Origin of the sequence: Croceimicrobium hydrocarbonivorans, assembly GCF_014524565.1 — a bacterium.
Taxonomy (GTDB): Bacteria; Bacteroidota; Bacteroidia; order Flavobacteriales; family Schleiferiaceae; genus Croceimicrobium; species Croceimicrobium hydrocarbonivorans.
In genome coordinates this window covers 2,823,691-2,840,977 of sequence record NZ_CP060139.1, presented here as the reverse complement: position 1 = coordinate 2,840,977, position 17,287 = coordinate 2,823,691, and the positions used below count along the sequence as shown (strand labels likewise).

Annotated in this window: 13 protein-coding genes; all 13 read right to left on the bottom strand. The window is 43.5% G+C overall.

The features are described 5' to 3' along the window. Positions 1 to 4 precede the first annotated feature (4 nt). The 13 genes from H4K34_RS12880 to H4K34_RS12820 all read right to left on the bottom strand — a co-directional run bounded on the left by H4K34_RS12880 (position 5) and on the right by H4K34_RS12820 (position 17,272). Positions 5 to 361: a response regulator transcription factor gene (locus H4K34_RS12880; protein WP_210757793.1), complete on the bottom strand. Its 357-nt coding sequence runs from the start codon at positions 359 to 361 to the stop codon at positions 5 to 7. Further along, positions 354 to 3,038, bottom strand: a complete 2,685-nt coding sequence (locus H4K34_RS12875; RefSeq protein WP_210757792.1) for a sodium:solute symporter family transporter — start codon at positions 3,036 to 3,038, stop codon at positions 354 to 356. The genes H4K34_RS12880 and H4K34_RS12875 overlap by 8 nt, the downstream gene beginning before the upstream one ends. After that, positions 3,038 to 3,214, bottom strand: a complete 177-nt coding sequence (locus tag H4K34_RS12870) for a hypothetical protein (RefSeq protein WP_210757791.1) — start codon at positions 3,212 to 3,214, stop codon at positions 3,038 to 3,040. The genes H4K34_RS12875 and H4K34_RS12870 overlap by 1 nt, the downstream gene beginning before the upstream one ends. 127 nt (positions 3,215 to 3,341) lie before the next feature. Continuing rightward, positions 3,342 to 5,129, bottom strand: a complete 1,788-nt coding sequence (locus tag H4K34_RS12865) for a sodium:solute symporter family protein (RefSeq protein WP_210757790.1) — start codon at positions 5,127 to 5,129, stop codon at positions 3,342 to 3,344. A 17-nt stretch (positions 5,130 to 5,146) separates the two neighbouring features. Then, positions 5,147 to 5,407: a DUF4212 domain-containing protein gene (locus H4K34_RS12860; RefSeq protein ID WP_210757789.1), complete on the bottom strand. Its 261-nt coding sequence runs from the start codon at positions 5,405 to 5,407 to the stop codon at positions 5,147 to 5,149. 106 nt (positions 5,408 to 5,513) lie between these two features. After that, entirely contained in the window at positions 5,514 to 6,830 is a 1,317-nt protein-coding gene (locus tag H4K34_RS12855) for a hypothetical protein (protein WP_246452120.1), read from the bottom strand. Between the two features lie 127 nt (positions 6,831 to 6,957). After that, positions 6,958 to 7,377 carry an IS1/IS1595 family N-terminal zinc-binding domain-containing protein gene (locus H4K34_RS12850; protein WP_210757788.1) on the bottom strand — a complete coding sequence of 140 codons (420 nt, stop codon included), beginning with the start codon at positions 7,375 to 7,377 and terminating at the stop codon, positions 6,958 to 6,960. A gap of 131 nt (positions 7,378 to 7,508) precedes the next feature. Further along, positions 7,509 to 9,311, bottom strand: coding sequence for an acyl-CoA dehydrogenase family protein (locus tag H4K34_RS12845; protein WP_210757787.1), 1,803 nt, complete (start codon positions 9,309 to 9,311; stop codon positions 7,509 to 7,511). A gap of 147 nt (positions 9,312 to 9,458) precedes the next feature. Next, a complete protein-coding gene (locus H4K34_RS12840; RefSeq protein ID WP_210757786.1) occupies positions 9,459 to 10,991 on the bottom strand; it encodes an ICP22 family protein in 1,533 nt (510 codons plus the stop codon). Then, on the bottom strand, positions 10,991 to 11,560 hold the full coding sequence (locus H4K34_RS12835) for an RNA polymerase sigma factor (RefSeq protein WP_210757785.1): 570 nt from the start codon (positions 11,558 to 11,560) through the stop codon (positions 10,991 to 10,993). The genes H4K34_RS12840 and H4K34_RS12835 overlap by 1 nt, the downstream gene beginning before the upstream one ends. Before the next feature lie 64 nt (positions 11,561 to 11,624). Next, positions 11,625 to 13,739 (bottom strand): PKD domain-containing protein, encoded by a 2,115-nt coding sequence (locus tag H4K34_RS12830; RefSeq protein WP_210757784.1) that lies wholly within the window; start codon positions 13,737 to 13,739, stop codon positions 11,625 to 11,627. Between the two features lie 106 nt (positions 13,740 to 13,845). Next, positions 13,846 to 15,645 carry a PKD domain-containing protein gene (locus H4K34_RS12825; RefSeq protein ID WP_210757783.1) on the bottom strand — a complete coding sequence of 600 codons (1,800 nt, stop codon included), beginning with the start codon at positions 15,643 to 15,645 and terminating at the stop codon, positions 13,846 to 13,848. A gap of 94 nt (positions 15,646 to 15,739) precedes the next feature. Next, positions 15,740 to 17,272 (bottom strand): PKD domain-containing protein, encoded by a 1,533-nt coding sequence (locus tag H4K34_RS12820; protein WP_210757782.1) that lies wholly within the window; start codon positions 17,270 to 17,272, stop codon positions 15,740 to 15,742. Positions 17,273 to 17,287: the final 15 nt, after the last annotated feature.

Sequence of the window (17,287 nt, the reverse complement as noted above, 5' to 3'; positions counted from 1 at the left end):
GGTTTTAGATTAGTTCTTCTATATGTTGTAATAAATTTTTGTTTGAGAAGGGTTTTAGAAGATAGAGATCGGCGCCATGTCCATAGCCTTTTTGCACATCGTCTTTCTTGCTTTTAGCGGAAAGGAAGACCACTTTGGGTGGAGTAGATTTTGATTTCAGATAGTCGCATACTTCATATCCATCTACATCCGGCATCATAATATCCAGGAGCACCAAATCCGGCTCATAACGATCGGCCAAATTTTTGGCTTCGTTGCCATTTCGGGCGATGTACACCTCATAGCCTTTGCGTTTAAAAAGGTATTCCAGCGACATCAGGATATTGATCTCATCATCAACTATTAAAATTTTGCTACGCATCAATGTGGGGTTTCGAATTCTTCATTTGCGCCTCTTGCAGATACAATGGCAGGGTAAAGCTAATCTTTGCTCCTCCTCCAGGGTTATCTTCTATCCATATTTTCCCCTTATGCATCTGTATAATATTCTTGCTAATTGCTAAGCCCAATCCACTGCCACTGGGCTTTCGACGGGTTTGATTTCGTACCTGATAAAATTTATCAAATACCAGTTCCCGGTCACTTATGGGTATTCCATTGCCATTGTCATGGATGTTCACCTTTAAGTCTTGATCCAAACGGTAGGCTGTTACCCATACCGCTCCATTATCATGGCGAGCATATTTTAATGCATTGCCAATTAAATTGTGTAATACCTGGGCGATCCGATCTTCATCTGCATAAGTAGCGGTAAGGGGCGCCGAAATTTCACAGCGCAGGCTATGTCCTTTTTTGGCTGCCAAAGCCTGAAACTGCATTACTGTATCCTCTATTAACTGGCCCAGATCCAAGCGGTTCAGAGAAAGTTTCTGACTGCCGCTTTCAAATTTTTCCAAATCCAGCACATTGCTAATTAAGCGGGTTAGGCGCTCACAGTCTTGCACCATATTGCCAATAAAGCGCTGGCGATCTTCTTCGGGCATTTCCGGATCATCGTGCACCAATTCTGCCTGGGTGCGAATGGCCGTTAAAGGTGTGCGCAGCTCATGAGTTACTGTATACAAGAACTCATCCTTCAATTCGGTTAATTCCTGGAGCTTATAATTGGCTTGTCGTAAATCCTCGGTGGCCTTACGCAGTTCCTCACTTCGGGTGCTCAATTCGCGGTTTAATCGTAGTACTTTCTGACTTTCTTCTAAGATTCCTAAAACCTCCGAACGACTTAATTCTTCCCGCTGCACTACCGAGGAGATCATAATCTTCGCGCTGGCCGGACCAATAGCCTCGGAAAGCAGGCGCTCGGCATAACTGATCACCCGGCTATCGGCAGTGGGCGATACACTCCAATCAATATTATTGAGGCGGGCATAACGGTCGAGAACTTTTTCGGTACGTTCATTTCCCAAGAAATTGTTGAGCAGACTTTTAATATCCGGAAAGGGTGCTGAGCCTCGATAAATTTCCGGAGCCTCATTTCCACTTAAGAGGCTACTGGCCTTCACAAATAAGGTGGCTTGATTTTCTTCTTCCTGCGTGGCTTCCAAATTCAAGCTCCAGGCAATAAAAATGCTGGTATTCACCAATAAGCTAAAGATGGTGGCCGCACTAAGCACACTCACCCCCATAGAATTGGCAATGAGCTGTGGAGAGGCCCAGCCTAAAAGCTGAGGGTCACCACTCACCAGATTCAATATTTCGGGCAATACCAAGAAATAGAACCAAATAGCAAAGCCGGTGGCGATTCCGGCGAATGCCGCTTTACGATGCGCTTGTTTCCAAAATAAGGCTCCAAAAAAGGCTGGTGCAAATTGACTAATGGCCACAAAAGACACCATGCCAATGCTTACCAGCGATTCTTTAACCGCGATATAGTGATAGTAGAAATAGGCTAAAATGAGGATCCCGAAAATGGCCCATCGCCTTAAGCCGATAATACGCCGATCCAAGGGTTTGTCTTTATCCCAAACAATTTGAGGTACCAGTACATGGGTGCTAAACATATTACCCAGGGCCAGTGTAGAAACAATGATCATGGATGTAGCTGCGGAAAGTCCCCCTAAAAAGGCCAGAGCAGCAGTGGCCGGTCCACCACTCTGGAGGCTGAGACTCAAGAGGTAAAAATCGGCTTTAGTACCCGGTGCTAATTCAGGGCCCATCAAGGCAAAAGGCAGGACCAATAAGTTGAGGATAAGCATGTACAAAGGCACTAACCACAGGGCCTTTGGAATATTTTTTTCGCTGGTGTTTTCTACCACCCCCATTTGAAACTGGCGTGGAAGCAGCATAAACGAGAGGCCGGAAATCAACAAAATAGAAGCCCAATCGGCAGTGGGTAGCTCGAAGGATTGATGGCTAAATCGATCGAGCGCGGAATAGAAACGATCGTCCCTTAAAAAGCTGTTCAGGCCTATCAGACCTACTATTAAAAAGGCTAAAAGCTTAAAAAGACTTTCAAAAGCGATGGTACCAATAAGCCCGGCTTTGGGTCGGTTATTTTGAACATAACGAGTTCCGAAGAAAATGGTAAAAGCAAACATGATCAGGCTTACATAGAGGGCCGGATCACTAAGGCTAAAGCCTGTATTTATAGGAGAGGCACTTCCACTCAGGGTGGTAAAGCTTTCGCTGATGGCCTTGATCTGCAATGAAATATAGGGCAAGACTCCGATAAGCGACAGAGCGGCTACCAATTTGCCTATGGCGGCATCTTTGCCATAACGCGATGAAAGTAAATCGGCCAGGGAGCCAATCCCTTGATTCACTTTAAGGTAATAGAGTTTACGAGCGATGGGATACCACAGGAACATTACCAGGGTAGGCCCGATATAGATTAAGAGGAAATCGAAGCCCGATTCGGCGGCCCGCCCAATGCTACCGTAAAAGGTCCAGGCGGTACAATATACTGCCAATGCCAAAGCATAGATATAGGGCATCCATCGGCGGAAGCCTACATTACTGAGTCGCTTTTCAAAATACCAGGCGGCACCAAAGATGAAGCCCAGGTAAGCGGTTGCTATGACAATGAGTAAGAGTGTCATTAGGGGTTCTCAATCTTTTTAGCAGTTCGATACAAGAAGAAAACCCAGATTACAAAAAGGCTAAAGAGGTAAATGATAAACGAAAGTGATCCTTCGAAGAAGGACCAAAAGAGCGGAGAAATTACAGTAAGGCTCAGGACTACAATCAGGGCATTTTTAGTTAACAGCTTCTCCATCTTTCAAATATTGCAAATTCCAAAAACTGTGCGGCTGACAATTATCATAAAGAAGGATCGCCCGGCCAATAAAAGAGGGGTACGGCCGGGCAATCTTCTTAAGCTTAGGTTTGGTCAGCTTTTTTAATTAGTGTGCATGAGCATCTCCTGCTCCGGATGGGATACGAATATCTTCCACCAACTCCTGAACATCTTCTGGGGTTTCAGGGGTAAATCGCATCACGATTAAACTCACCGCCAGGTTAAACAACATGGCAATAGTTCCAAATCCTTCAGGACTAATACCGAACCACCAGCTTTCTTTCAAGCCTGCGGTTGCCGACATGCCGCCGTCGAATACTCCGAACTTAAATTTAAGAATATAAAATATCATTAAGCCTAAGCCGGCGATCATTCCAGCCACAGCCCCTTCTTTGTTCATCTTCTTCATAAAGATTCCCAGAATGATAGCCGGGAAGAAGGAAGCCGCTGCCAATCCAAAGGCCAGCGCCACCACTGCCGCTACATAATCGGGAGGATTGATTCCGAAATATCCAGCCACACAAACTGCGATGAAGGCGGAGAAACGAGCAGAAAGTAATTCACCGCGCTCAGAGATATCGGGCATCCATTGCTTCTTCAATAAATCGTGAGAAATAGAAGTAGAAATTACCAATAATAAACCAGCAGCAGTAGAAAGAGCCGCAGCTAAACCACCGGCCGCCACTAAGGCAATTACCCATACGGGAAGGTTGGCGATTTCCGGATTGGCCAATACGATGATATCACGATCCACGAATAACTCATTATCATTGCTGTTATCGGGATTGCTTACAATCAAGTTTCCTTGCTCACCTACTTCATTGGAAAACTCAGGAGCCTTGCCTGTAACTGCGGCACCAGGACGGTATTGAACTTTTCCATCTCCGTTTTTATCGGTCCAGGCCAATAAGTGAGTTTGTTCCCAGTTGGAAACCCACTGTGGTAATTCTGAATAGGATTTACCTTCAACGGTTTGAATCAAATTGGTACGCGCAAATACTGAAATTGCAGGAGCAGTAGTGTAAAGGATGGCAATGAATAATAAGGCATATCCAGCCGATTTACGGGCATCACGCACCTTAGGCACAGTAAAGAAACGTACAATTACGTGGGGTAATCCTGCCGTTCCCAGCATAAGGGCTGCGGTGATGAAGAATACATCTACCTTGCTCTTAGAGCCATCGGTATAGGAGGCAAATCCCAGTTCTTGGTTGAGCTGATTGAGCTTATCCAGCAGATAAGTATCATCCGCGAGTTTACCCCCCATTCCAATTTGAGGAATGAAGTTATCGGTCAACATCCAAGAGATAAAGAAGGCAGGCACCATAAAGGCGAAAATCAATACACAGTACTGAGCCACCTGAGTATAGGTAATCCCTTTCATACCACCGAGTACAGCGTAGATCAGTACGATTACCATTCCGATGATTACACCGGTAGTTACGTCTACTTCGAGGAAGCGTGAGAACACCACCCCTACTCCACGCATCTGTCCGGCTACATAGGTAAAGGACACGAAGAGCGCTGCGACGATAGCTACGGTACGAGCAGTATTACTGTAATAACGGTCGCCAATAAAATCGGGCACGGTAAACTTTCCAAATTTCCGGAGATAGGGTGCCAGCAGTAAGGCCAGAAGCACATATCCTCCGGTCCATCCCATCAGGTAAACCGAGCCATCATAGCCCTGGGTTGAGATAATACCGGCCATGGAAATAAAGGAGGCCGCACTCATCCAGTCGGCCGCGGTGGCCAAACCGTTAGCCAGAGGTGAAACTCCACCACCGGCAACATAAAATTCTTTGGTAGAACCGGCGCGACTCCAAATCGCAATACCGATATACAAGGCAAAAGTGATCCCTACGATGATGTAGGTCATAATTTGAATATCCATTTCCTTAAGCTTTTAGATTATTCCTCGGTATAGCCGTATTTGGCATCGAGCTTATTCATTTTCCGAACGTAGACGAAGATCAAAATCACGAAAGTGACAATGGATCCCTGTTGTGCAAACCAGAATCCCAGCGGGAATCCGCCAATGTGGAACTGATTAAGGAAATCGACGAAGATGATTCCGGCCCCATAGGACACCAGGAACCAAATGCTTAATAGTATAGCTAGGAGCTTGAGGTTTTCGCGCCAGTATTTATGCGCTTCGGTGTGATCTTTCATGCTAAATAGGTATTAGAATTTTTTGGCAGAGCCGATTGGAGTTAAATGGGAAGCAGGTGATAGATCGGCCTGCTTTCCCATTAGATCACTCCAGAATCTTTGCTCCTTATAGATAAATCATTGCTTGCAGGGTGATCTCCGATTTACGGGTCACATCATCAGGATTGGTAAAATCCGGACGACTGCGATAATTGAGGGTCAATTTGGAATGGTGACCGGCCATGTACATGTTCAGACCTAAGTCGAAAACACTTACCGGCACCTTATCGCCATTGGAATCTTGCACACCTTCAAAATCGTTGTAGATCAGAGCTACATAGGGTTGCCAGATCAGATCATCGCGTTTTTTAGGCAGCATATAGCCTACCTGAGTATAGATGCTGGTTCCGGTTCCTAAGGTGGGGAAAGAGTTTCCACGTAAACCTGCGCTAATGGTAGATCCATCCGCAGGGTTTAGGATACCAATGCTACGCACATTGTTAGGACCGAAATCATTAAAGTAACCAGCCGCATAAGCAGTTAAGGCACCGCCATTTTTCAAGGGTAAATCCAGGAAGGCATCTACAGAAAAGAGATTCATTCCGCTGGTTACAGTATCGCCCGCAGTATTGGTATACCACATAGCATCAGGATTACTCATGAATCCCGCTCCGATATTGAATACCTTCTTGGTACCTAAATAAGTACCTACGCGATAGGGTAAAAGGTTTCCTTCGGCATCGAAGAACTCATATTGGAAATAACCCTCATATACTTTAGCACTATTCTGAGGATTGTAATTGGCGCGTTCTACCGCGATAGCTCCTCCGGTATTAGTTTCAAAAGGATCGTTCACCGCTACTTGATAGGCCAATTTGCCAATTTTACCTTTAGCGAAGATGCCCAGTTTACGAGCAAATTGATCGGTAGCCTCAATGGTAGCCCAGTTTAAGATTGGGGCATCATAAGCCATTAAGTTTAAGGTAGAGGCATTGGTCATCCGGCTTAAGCCATTCCAATAATGCAAGCCACCACCCAGGTTTAAATATTTGGGGATTACGGTATAGTCTACCCAGGCATCGTGCATATAAAGCTGAGGCTTCTTACCATCAACCCCAAGATAACCTCCGCTTACTGCATTTTGGTTATTGATTCCGAAATGGGTAACAATTAAGAAACGCTTATTAAGTTGACTAAACATCAGAAAGCGAGAACGACGCAAACCCACATCGGTGGTCGCATCTTGAGGAGCGCCTGCGCGCAAACTCCCTTCATTGTTTTGATTGTAGCGTAACCACACCTGATGCCAGGTTAAGAGTCGGAAATACTTAGAGCCATCTTCGTTTAGCTTAACCTTCAGTCCGCCATTATAATCGGCGAAACCTTGTGCCATTAGCGAGCCTGAGCCAATCAGGAGCAGCACTAAGAGTATTGTTTTTTTCATCGTCTAAGAGTTTGGTTATGGGTACCATAGCATCGCGCTTTGGTATTGCCAAGGTTCTACAAATCTCTCTCAGAATGAAAAATGGTATAGTTTTTCGCTAAGGATTAGTATTCCGATTCGCTAAGTATCAGTCTCTGAAACGCTCCCAGCGTATGAGCATATATTTATCACCCAATTCTGTTACTACCATCCCTGCTCCTTTCAAATTATCAGCATTCTGGTAAAACTTAAGCAGTTCATCATGGGTTAAAATTCGGTAGGTAGGATGGTAATTCGAATTCATGGGACGTTTCACTTTATGTTGCCGAACCCAATTAATTACACTCACATGAGAAACGCCTAAAATGCGCTCAATCTCTCGGTAGGAAAGACCCTCTAAATAAAGTTGTAAGGCCTTGGTAACGTAATAGTCATCGATCTTTTTACCTAATCGAGAAACGGTAAAATGGTATTTGCAGTTCTTACAGCGGTAGCGTTGTCGACCTTTTACGACCCCACTTTTAGTGGACTCTTCTCCGCCACAATTTGGACAAACTCTCTTTTCCATTTTCGATATACCTATTTAGCAAAGATATATCAATTTAGCAATTAAGTGTTGAACCGACATTTAATAATGGACAAAAAAAAGCCTCCGCGCGAAGCAGAGGCTTAGATACCCATTGTTTATGAAAAAGTATACTAGAAAGGGTACCTATTCGAATCGATAAGCTTAGCGGCGATTTCGCGACGTAATGCTTTAACATTTACTGGGTTAGCTGGCTTAGTAAAGCGCTTTAAACCGATCAACATCATACGTTGCTCATCTCCTTCAATAAAGCTGTAAATAGCTTCACGTCCTTTATTGGCCACAGCTTCCTGGGCCCAATGCAAGTATAAACGTGCCATGGAGATTTCCACTTTTACCGCTTCCTCGCCTTTTTGTTTCGCTAATTTCTCTGCTCTCAACAAAGCAGACTCCGCAGCATATACTTCGATAATCATATCGGCTGCATTCATAATAATCTCCTGCTCTGCTTCCAGATCCATCCCGAAGGTCTCTACGGCTTTACCGGCCACCATTAAAATGGATTTTTTCAATTTAGCAATGCTCTCTTTCTCTTCTGCAAAAAGGATATCCTCATCAGGTGTATCGAAAGAGGGAATCTCCATTAGTTCATTAGCAACAGCCATGGCAGGACTCATTAAGTCGAGTTCTCCTTTTAAGGCCTTTTTAAGCAACATCGCTACCGAATGCAGGCGATTGATCTCATTGGTACCTTCGTAGATACGAGCAATGCGCATATCGCGATAGGCGGCTTCTAATGGGGCATCGGCACTATAGCCCATACCACCATAGATCTGCAGGCCTTCATCCGAAACAAAACTTCCCGCCTCAGATCCCAATACTTTTAATATGGCACATTCAATAGCAAACTCCTCTACACCTTTCAATTTCGCTTCGCCTTGATCCATTCCGGCCTCCATTAAGCGAGCAATATTATTTTCTACATCCTGACCGGCACGGTAGGTCGCCGATTCTGAAACCCAAGTACGAGTGGCCATATCGGCCAGCTTCTGCTGGATAGCGCCAAAAGTGGATATTGAAGTTCCGAATTGCTTGCGCTCGTTTGCATAGGATACCGCGTGAGTAGTAACCCGACGGGCGGCATCCAAACAAGCAACTGATAATTTGATACGGCCATAATTAAGAGCGTTCATGGCGATTTTAAATCCACCATTGCGCTCTCCCAACATATCTTCTACGGCTACTTCACAGTCATTAAAGAATACCTGGCGGGTGGAGCTAGCACGAATACCCAGTTTATTCTCTTCTTCCCCGAAGGTCATTCCGGGATTACCCTTCTCTACAATAAAGGCGGTTAAATATTTGTCGTCTTCGATGCGGGCAAATACCGTGAAGACATTCGCAAACCCTGCGTTTGAAATCCAAATTTTCTGTCCGTTGATTTTATAGCTCTTACCATCAGCACTTAATTCGGCTTTGGTTTTACCGCTATTAGCATCCGATCCGGCACCAGGCTCTGTAAGGCAATAGGCCCCCATTAATTCGCCGGTAGCTAGTCCTGGCAGATACTTCTGCTTTTGCTCCTCCGTTCCATAAAGTAGAATCGGCAGGGTACCGATTCCGGTATGCGCACCGTAGGCAGTGGACAAGGAACCTGATATACCCGAAATACGATCGCAAACTAACATGGAAGTATTAAAATCCATTCCCAGGCCGCCATATTCTTCGGGAACACTAATTCCCAATAGACCTAATTGGCCGGCCTTTTTCATGATGTCTTCGGTAAACTTATAGTCCTTGCTTTCAAAGCGCTCGCGCTCCGGAGCTACTTCCTTATCAATAAAGTCAGAAGTGGCCTGTGCCATCATCTTCTGTTCTTCTGAAAACTCTTCAGGAATAAAGACTTCATCACTGCTTACCTCACGAATTAGAAATTCGCCACCCTTTAAAAAGGACTTAGTATCGACATCTGCCATTGCGAGAATTTTTTTGGATTTGCCCAAAAATACTAAAATTTACTATGCATGCATAGTTTATAATCGAGCTTTTTGAAAAAAATAAAGGTGCCCCTTTTACAAGAAGCACCTCCATTGCAGAGTATCCTTTGTGTAATCTACAAATCCTTACCAGCGGTAGGATACACCCAACTGGAAAGAATACCTTAATTCATTCCTGTCGTACAGCACAAAATCTTGTTGCAGGGGATAGCGAAGCTGTACGCGTCCTAGAACTGACCAACGATCACTAAATCGCCAGCTCGCACCAGGTTGTAATAAGGCGCTCATTCCAAATAGGGATTGACTACCGCTTTCATCTTCGGAATAGGCCAAAACCTGTTGTAATGCCAGCCCTCCGGCCAGTTGAAACTGCCAATTGCCTTTACCCATTTGGTAACCATACAATAGTGGAAGCTCGGCATAATAATAAGCCCTTACTCTTTGGTTTACGATATTCGTTCGGTATTGGTTTGTATCTACTCTTAAATTAATTGTAGTGTCACTAACGATTCTACGTGTAGTGTCATAGACATAGTGGCCTGCCTGAAAGGAATCAATTACCCATTGGCGACTCACTTCAATCACCTCACGATCTTGAATATTTGTTTGCCAAATACTATCAATTCGCATTCCTTCAGAGGGCAGATTTAGTTTATACGGCTGTTCTACTCTATAATAACCCAGACCGACACTAAAGAATTGATGACGCTTTTGCCATTGTAGTTCGGCTGCAGAACCATAGGCCCAAAGTGAATTGGATTTCAAATCATTTTGTAATCCAGCGAATAGGCTTATGCGATTCAATTCAAAACCGCTTTCCTTGCGAATAAACTCATCTTCCTCTTCTTCAGGAGCAAGCTTGGGTTCTTCATTAGTTCCAGCCTCTGCTTCAGTAGAAGCCTTTATCTCATCAGTCGTCTCTTCTTCCTGCGAAGAATCACTTTGATTAGGCATATCCAATTCGGAGTTTTGATCTGAAGCAGCAGAATTATTTTCTGGTTTTCCAATTGTTGCTCCAGAATTTAATTCTCCTTGATCATTAAAGTCCGTGGCAATTGGTTCACTGCCTTCGGCCATTTCTTCTGCCTGCTGATTTATGGGACCCCTATTTTCAAAGGTTCTTTCGGCAGCCCTGCTTCTATCAGCCTCAAAAGTAGTATTGAGAGCATTTCCCTCTTGCGTATTGAGGGTAGACACTGCCTCTTCCTCTTGATCGGCTTCTATGATATTCGCTTCCGAATCATTAGTAAAAGCTACTGCGGAATAACCTGACTCCTGTCCTTCTTCCTTCAGGTTTGGATCAATCTCTAATTCAGACGATCCCATGCTTGGTCCTTCCTGCCTTTCTACATCTCGGTCGGCATCAGGTATTCCCACAGTAGTTTGATTTGAATTCTCTGGTAATGGAGCTTCAAGGCTAGACTCACTATTCCCAACTCCACTCTCCCCTGAAGAGCGAGGCCAGAAATACAAGGAACCCATGCCCAGCATTAAGCCAATTAATCCGGCAACCAGCCAGCTAAACCAAGAATTCTTTGAGGCAACCGGAGCTAAAGCCGGCTGGGCTGCAATTTTAGCCTGCATAGCCTCCCAGTCCGCAGGGGTCGGACCATCGGCATTTGCACCAATTTTATTTTTTAATTTATCCCAATCGGCCATCAGATCACTTTTTTTAATGCTTGTTTATGGCTGAGTTCTTTCTTAAGCAACTCTTTCGCTTTATTTAAATAGCGCTTAGAGCTCCGTTCAGAGCATTCGAGTTTGGAAGCTATTTCCCTATGCTGATATCCTTCCCATTCGAAAAGGACAAAGACCATTCGTTCCGGTTCTGGCAGGTGATATATCAACTCCTTTACTTCTTCGGCCGACATTTCGTCGACCACCTTAAACAGTCCGGGGTTTAAATGGGGTTCTTCCAATTCAGCATCGGTTTCTTTCAAATCCGTTTGCTCTTTATACCGCTTTTCACGTCGGTATTCATCAATAGCGGTTCGCACCGTTATGCTGGAAATCCAAGGGAAGAAATCTTGCTTCTCATCGTAGGAATCCAGGTTCAATAAAATTTTCAGAAAGGCGTCGTTTAATAAGGAAACTGCGTCCTCTCTCTGCTTCTTATAGCGGAAACAAATAGCCAATAAATAGTCAAAGCAGTGATGATACAGATCAAACTGCGCTTGCCGATCATTCTTTCGACACTGCTTTATTATTTTATGTACTGGCCTATTCATTAAGTATTTAGGATTTGGCAGAATGATGTAATTATCATCCTGCCAAATTCCTTAATCTGTCTGCTTATTGTACAATTAGTCGCAAGGTTTTTGTTGCCCTTTGAGTATTTAAACGAACCAAATAAGCTCCGCTAGGGATATCCCTAATTTCTAATTCATGTTTCTCTCCGGGTAAAATCCGCATTACTTCCTGTCCTGTTAAAGAAATCAGAGATACGGTTTCTACTTTCAAAGCTGGCTTCCAGCTCAATATAAGTTTTTCTGCTGCTGGGTTAGGATACATCTGCACCTCATTTAAAAGGGTTTCTTCCTCTAAACCAATGGTTGATGGATCGATAATATTGATCGTAAAACCAGCCTGTCCTTTATATATGAGTGCTCCCGTGCTATCATAACCGATAGAATCACAGAATACACTAGTGCAGGAGTCGCCAGCGGGATTGCTAGCAATGATGCTAAGACAAACATAGTACACACCATTATTGGCGTAAGTATGGGATGGATATCGACTATTAATTACGGTACCATCACCAAAGTCCCAGGAATAGCTTACAATATTCCCATTGGAAATAGACTGTTCCCAAACTATTAATTGATTTTGGAATCTACCTGAATTAAAGGTATCTACCACAAAATTCGCATAGCAATTTACGGCTCCGGAATTACCAAAATTAGGCACCACAACAGCACTATCGCAATAGGTATTAACACAGGTATCATTACCCAGTACAGAAGTAATGGTTAGACATACCTGATAAGTTCCTGGAAAAGAATAGGTATATAATGGGTTCAACACATTGCCTCCTTGTAGTGTATTACCATCTCCAAAATCCCACTGGTAATTTATAACTGTCCCGTTTGTAGCGGAGGAACTATTGAATCTGATATCATAGCCAATCGCACGTCCACCCAAGGTGTCATAGGTAAAGCTAGCCATACAGTTGATTGGAGAAGGGCCAGAGCCACCTCCACGAAAAACAGCTAAAGTATCACAGTACACCGACACGCAAGTATCGGTCCCCATTACCGAAGTTATCTCCAAACAACGGTAGTAATTTCCTTGAGACGCAAACCAACTTTGAATAGTTGGGACCAAATTAGGTGCAGAAAAGTTGCTTCCCGTTCCAAAGAATCTCATGCCAATGATTGTACCATTGCTACTGGAGGTATTAACAATTGTCGCACTGTAACCAGGATTGCCATCCACAACTGTATCTAGATAAAAACCTGCATTACAATGATGGATCAAGCCTACATAAATATTAGAATGACAGGCAGTTGAAACGCAAGTATCCGAACCTAATACAGAGGTAATGGTTAAACAAACCTTATAATATCCAGTATCAGCATAAACATGACTTATCGGATTTAAATGATTAACATCTACACTACTGCTATCGCCAAAATCCCAATGACTATTAATAATGGTGCCATTGGTGCTAGAGTGGTTGCTCAACTGTAATCCAAATCCCTGAGTTCCCGGGCCGAATAGTTGTGAACTAAAGGATACATTACATTGCACCGGTACAACAGTGCCATTATTCACAACCGTTGTTTCCGGACTGCAAACTCCTTCTTGCCTGGAGTAACTTATTGTTAATGGTAAGCTAAATTGACTGGTACTAATTCCGGTTAAAGTATCATGTCCCCCATTGCCAAATTCGGCCGGCCTGAAAGCTTGACCATTTACGGTCCAAACCTCATTAGTATCTGAGGTAAGACTGGTATTACTGAAATGTCTTAAGAAATAAGTTCCGATTGAAACGCTATTTGAATATACATTAGATACCAGCACAAAGTCGCAATCCCCTGGTTTACAGCTTATATTTAAACTACCACTGGACGGATTAGTAGTACCACCTGATTGACGAATAAAGAAATCGTAATAAAGAGTTCCATTGCAATCTTTGGCTGCATAGTAAACCGTATCACCCGGATTTGCGCTAAATGGAGTATATATAGTAACCTGTCCATTTACGTCGGTAAATCGATGGGCATAAAAGTCGTAAATGCGAGGAGGTTGATTATAGCCATCAATATAAAACTGCCCGGGGGTTTCGAAAAAAAACACGGCCACCCCTTCAGCTGCCGAACCATTCTCATTTACGGTAACAGTAAAATTTTGAGCCGAGAGCGAAAAGCTCATCAAAGCAATTAATAAGAGCAGATAATTTTTCATAAGAGGTTAATTTGAATCTAATTAGTTGATATCCTAAATCTTACAGTTACTTATAGATTCATTTTGAAAGCGTTTTCTTAGGCGCTTTCACTCCTGCTTTAATATTTTAATTCACAATTAATCGAAGGGTTTTACTGGCCGCTTTCGCTTGAATTCGCACTAAGTAAGCGCCTTTAGGAAGATCCTTAATCTCCATATTGGATGCCTCATAAGGTTTTACGCTAAGCAATTCCAGACCTCCTAAGGAGAACACCGAAACCCTTTCCACCTTCAGGGCAGGATCCCAGCTTAAAGTTACTTTCTCTGTAGCCGGATTTGGATACATCTTCAAACTTTCCTCCAGCAGGTTTTCATCCAGGCCAATAGAAGCGGGGTCAACCACATTAATGGTAAATCCCGCTAACTGATCTTTAAACACCATATTTCCACTGGCATCAAAACCGATGGAATCGCAATAAGTACTTATGCAAGTATCCATACGAGAGGAATCGACGGCTGTAATCTCCAAGCATACCTCATATACACCATTTTGGCTATAAGTATGACTGGGGAATTGGTTGGTTTTAATGGTACCATCACCAAAATCCCAACGATATTGCAAGATATCGCCATTGGATTGGGAGAGTTCTCTAATTACAATCTGATTTGGCGCTGCAATTGAATTCAAAGAATCTACCCTGTACCAGGCTTGACATTGCGCTTGTCTTGAAACCGTGATACTATCGCAGTATGTTAGCTGACAGGTATCGCCTCTAAAAGCGGATTTAAACGTGTAACATACCGAATAAACACCATCTTGAGACCAACTGAAGCTAGTGTGTCCACCCCCCTTATTATCGGAGATATTGTGAATCACTCCGTTTTCATCTTCAATGGCCCATTCTGCAAAAAACAGATTTCCAGTGGTGAAAGGACTAGCATAAATATCATACATGTTTGTACCAGGCATACCAGCACTCGAAATTTGCTGAACTTCGCACAGAAAGCCGCGCTTAACACTTCCGCCTCCAGGCCCTACCACAACATTGGTTACCCATTCCTTCATTGCCCCCCAACCAGATGCACTTATACTAGTAACTCCTAATCGCACTCGATAGGTTCCGGTTGAAGCATAGGTATGTTGTGGATCGGAGTCGTATCTACCGTTCAGGGTGGTTCCATCACCAAAATCCCATTCATACCTTCTGAATGCACCATTACTAAAAGATGAATCATTAAAAGCCATAGTGTATCCAGAACCGGATGGACCAACAGGGTCAGCGGTAAAATAGGTAGTTAGGTAAACCTGAGGATCATTATCAATAATTGAGCACTGATTCTGAGCTCTAGTGTATTGTACATTGATCGGTGCTGATAAGCTACCTGGACTGAAGCTTGCAGAATCATAATTAGACTGCACAGTACCTGTCCTACTAATGCCATTCACCGTAATTTGACTTTGCGATCCACTGGTTAATCCCGTTTGACTGTATTCTAAAAAGGGGATAAATTGGAATAAAACAGTTCCTGACACCAATGTGTCAATCCTAATATGAGTGTCACAATCTTGGGGCAAACAAGGTAAATCCAAGACTCCTGTCATTGATGAGCTTGATCCTACCACTCCAAAATCAGTTACCATACCTCGCTGGCAATCGTGGGAGGCCCAATAAACAGTATCGCCAACAGACATATTCCCAAAGGAAAAAACTACCTGTCCATTCGCATCAGAATAAGTAACAGCATCATATTTACCTAAAACAGCTCTAGGTATTACCAAAGGAAATATTTCTTGCTTATCCGTAAATAAAAACACCGAAACACCTTCGACAGGTGTACCATTTTGAGAGACTGTTATTGAAAGATTAGTTTGAGCGAAGGAGGCCAAACCTATCAAACAAAAGAAATAGAGAAATAAACTTTTCATAGTCAGGGATTTAGATTAATCAAACGTAAAGTTTTTTTTAGCGAAAAAGCGCCCCGGTTATCCCGGGACGCCTTCTTTCCAAGGGCTGATGATTTTAGTGTACGATCAATCGAAGCGTTTTGCTGGCGGTTGCGGCATGAACACGCACCAGGTAAGCTCCGCGGGGAAGATCGTTGATCTCTAAGCTAGCTGCTTCGGAAGGACTAACACTAAGCACTTCTTGACCGGCTAAGGATAATACCGATACATTTTCCACCTTCAAAGCAGGATCCCAGCTCAGGGTCACCTTCTCATTAGCAGGGTTAGGATACATAGCTAAACTTTCATCAAGTAAGTTTTCTTCTAATCCAACGGTTGCAGGATCAATTACATTGATGGTAAATCCACCAGTTTGACCTTTGTATACCAGGTTACCATTTGAGTCGAATCCAATAGAGTCGCAGAATGTACTCATGCATGAATCACCTTGAGCGTCTACCGCCATAATGGTTAAGCACACATTGTATACACCAGTGTTGGCATAGGTATGACTAGGATACTGAGTGTTGATTACAGTACCGTCACCGAAGTTCCAGCTGTAGCTGAAAATGGTTCCGTTAGAGTAAGAACTTTCCCAGATAATCAATTGATTTTGGAATAAACCAGAGTTTACGCTGTCCACTGCATAGTATGCATTACACATAATTGGGGTACCACCGCCACCGGTGTTTCCGCCTACATACACACTATCGCAGAAAGTAGAAGTACAGGTATCGTTTCCTAATACCGAAGTAATACTTAAACATACGGCATAAGGACCAGTAACGCTGTAAGTATGAGTAGGAGCAATCGCGTTTGGACCAGAAGCAGTAGTTCCGTCACCAAACTGCCAATCGTAGCTAATAATAGCACCATTGGTAGTAGATGCATCACGATAGATCATAGTATAACCAGCAGGACTTGCACCAACAGTGTCAGCAGTAAAATCTGCATTACAAGTTACGGTAGTACCACCACCGCCGTTTCCGGAATAGGTATAAGTGATTGGAGAACATACACTATCTACACGAGAGTAGGTAAGGGTAAACGGACTTACAGCACCGAAAAATGAAATACTGTCATAGTTTGCAGCCGGGAAACCAGTAGAACTAGTTCCATTTACGGTCCACATACTTTGACCATTAGTAGGTAAGCTGGTTTGATTGTATTCCATTAGAGGATACGCTTCCACTAGGATCATTCCACCAGGGAAAGAATCCGTTCTGAAAATCGCATCGCAATCACCAGGCATACAGCTTAAAGCTAAAGTACCGGTAATATTGGCTCCAGCAGAAGTTAAAACACTGCCACCCCAGATCACATTACCATTGCAATCTTTGGTTGCATAAAACACGGTATCACCTACGCTCACATTCCAAAGGTTAAAGGTGGCTACACCATTACCACTGGTAAAGAGAGGGTAATCAAAGTTTTCCATAGTTGGTCCAGCTGCTCCGCCATTGGCAAAGAACTTGGCATCCGAACTATAGTAAAATACGTTCACGCCATGTGCGGGTACACCATTGTCCGTTACGGTAACCGTAAGGGTAGATTGGGCAGCCACGCTTAAGCTGAAAACGCTTAATAGAGCTAATACTAATTTCTTCATTGTAAGAGATTTTGA

Bases quoted from the DNA above. Each gene is read 5' to 3' on its own strand.
- H4K34_RS12880 (WP_210757793.1), bottom strand. From the start codon at position 361: ATGCGTAGCAAAATTTTAATAGTTGATGATGAGATCAATATCCTGATG.
- H4K34_RS12875 (WP_210757792.1), bottom strand. From the start codon at position 3,038: ATGACACTCTTACTCATTGTCATAGCAACCGCTTACCTGGGCTTCATC.
- H4K34_RS12870 (WP_210757791.1), bottom strand. From the start codon at position 3,214: ATGGAGAAGCTGTTAACTAAAAATGCCCTGATTGTAGTCCTGAGCCTT.
- H4K34_RS12865 (WP_210757790.1), bottom strand. From the start codon at position 5,129: ATGGATATTCAAATTATGACCTACATCATCGTAGGGATCACTTTTGCC.
- H4K34_RS12860 (WP_210757789.1), bottom strand. From the start codon at position 5,407: ATGAAAGATCACACCGAAGCGCATAAATACTGGCGCGAAAACCTCAAG.
- H4K34_RS12855 (WP_246452120.1), bottom strand. From the start codon at position 6,830: ATGAAAAAAACAATACTCTTAGTGCTGCTCCTGATTGGCTCAGGCTCG.
- H4K34_RS12850 (WP_210757788.1), bottom strand. From the start codon at position 7,377: ATGGAAAAGAGAGTTTGTCCAAATTGTGGCGGAGAAGAGTCCACTAAA.
- H4K34_RS12845 (WP_210757787.1), bottom strand. From the start codon at position 9,311: ATGGCAGATGTCGATACTAAGTCCTTTTTAAAGGGTGGCGAATTTCTA.
- H4K34_RS12840 (WP_210757786.1), bottom strand. From the start codon at position 10,991: ATGGCCGATTGGGATAAATTAAAAAATAAAATTGGTGCAAATGCCGAT.
- H4K34_RS12835 (WP_210757785.1), bottom strand. From the start codon at position 11,560: ATGAATAGGCCAGTACATAAAATAATAAAGCAGTGTCGAAAGAATGAT.
- H4K34_RS12830 (WP_210757784.1), bottom strand. From the start codon at position 13,739: ATGAAAAATTATCTGCTCTTATTAATTGCTTTGATGAGCTTTTCGCTC.
- H4K34_RS12825 (WP_210757783.1), bottom strand. From the start codon at position 15,645: ATGAAAAGTTTATTTCTCTATTTCTTTTGTTTGATAGGTTTGGCCTCC.
- H4K34_RS12820 (WP_210757782.1), bottom strand. From the start codon at position 17,272: ATGAAGAAATTAGTATTAGCTCTATTAAGCGTTTTCAGCTTAAGCGTG.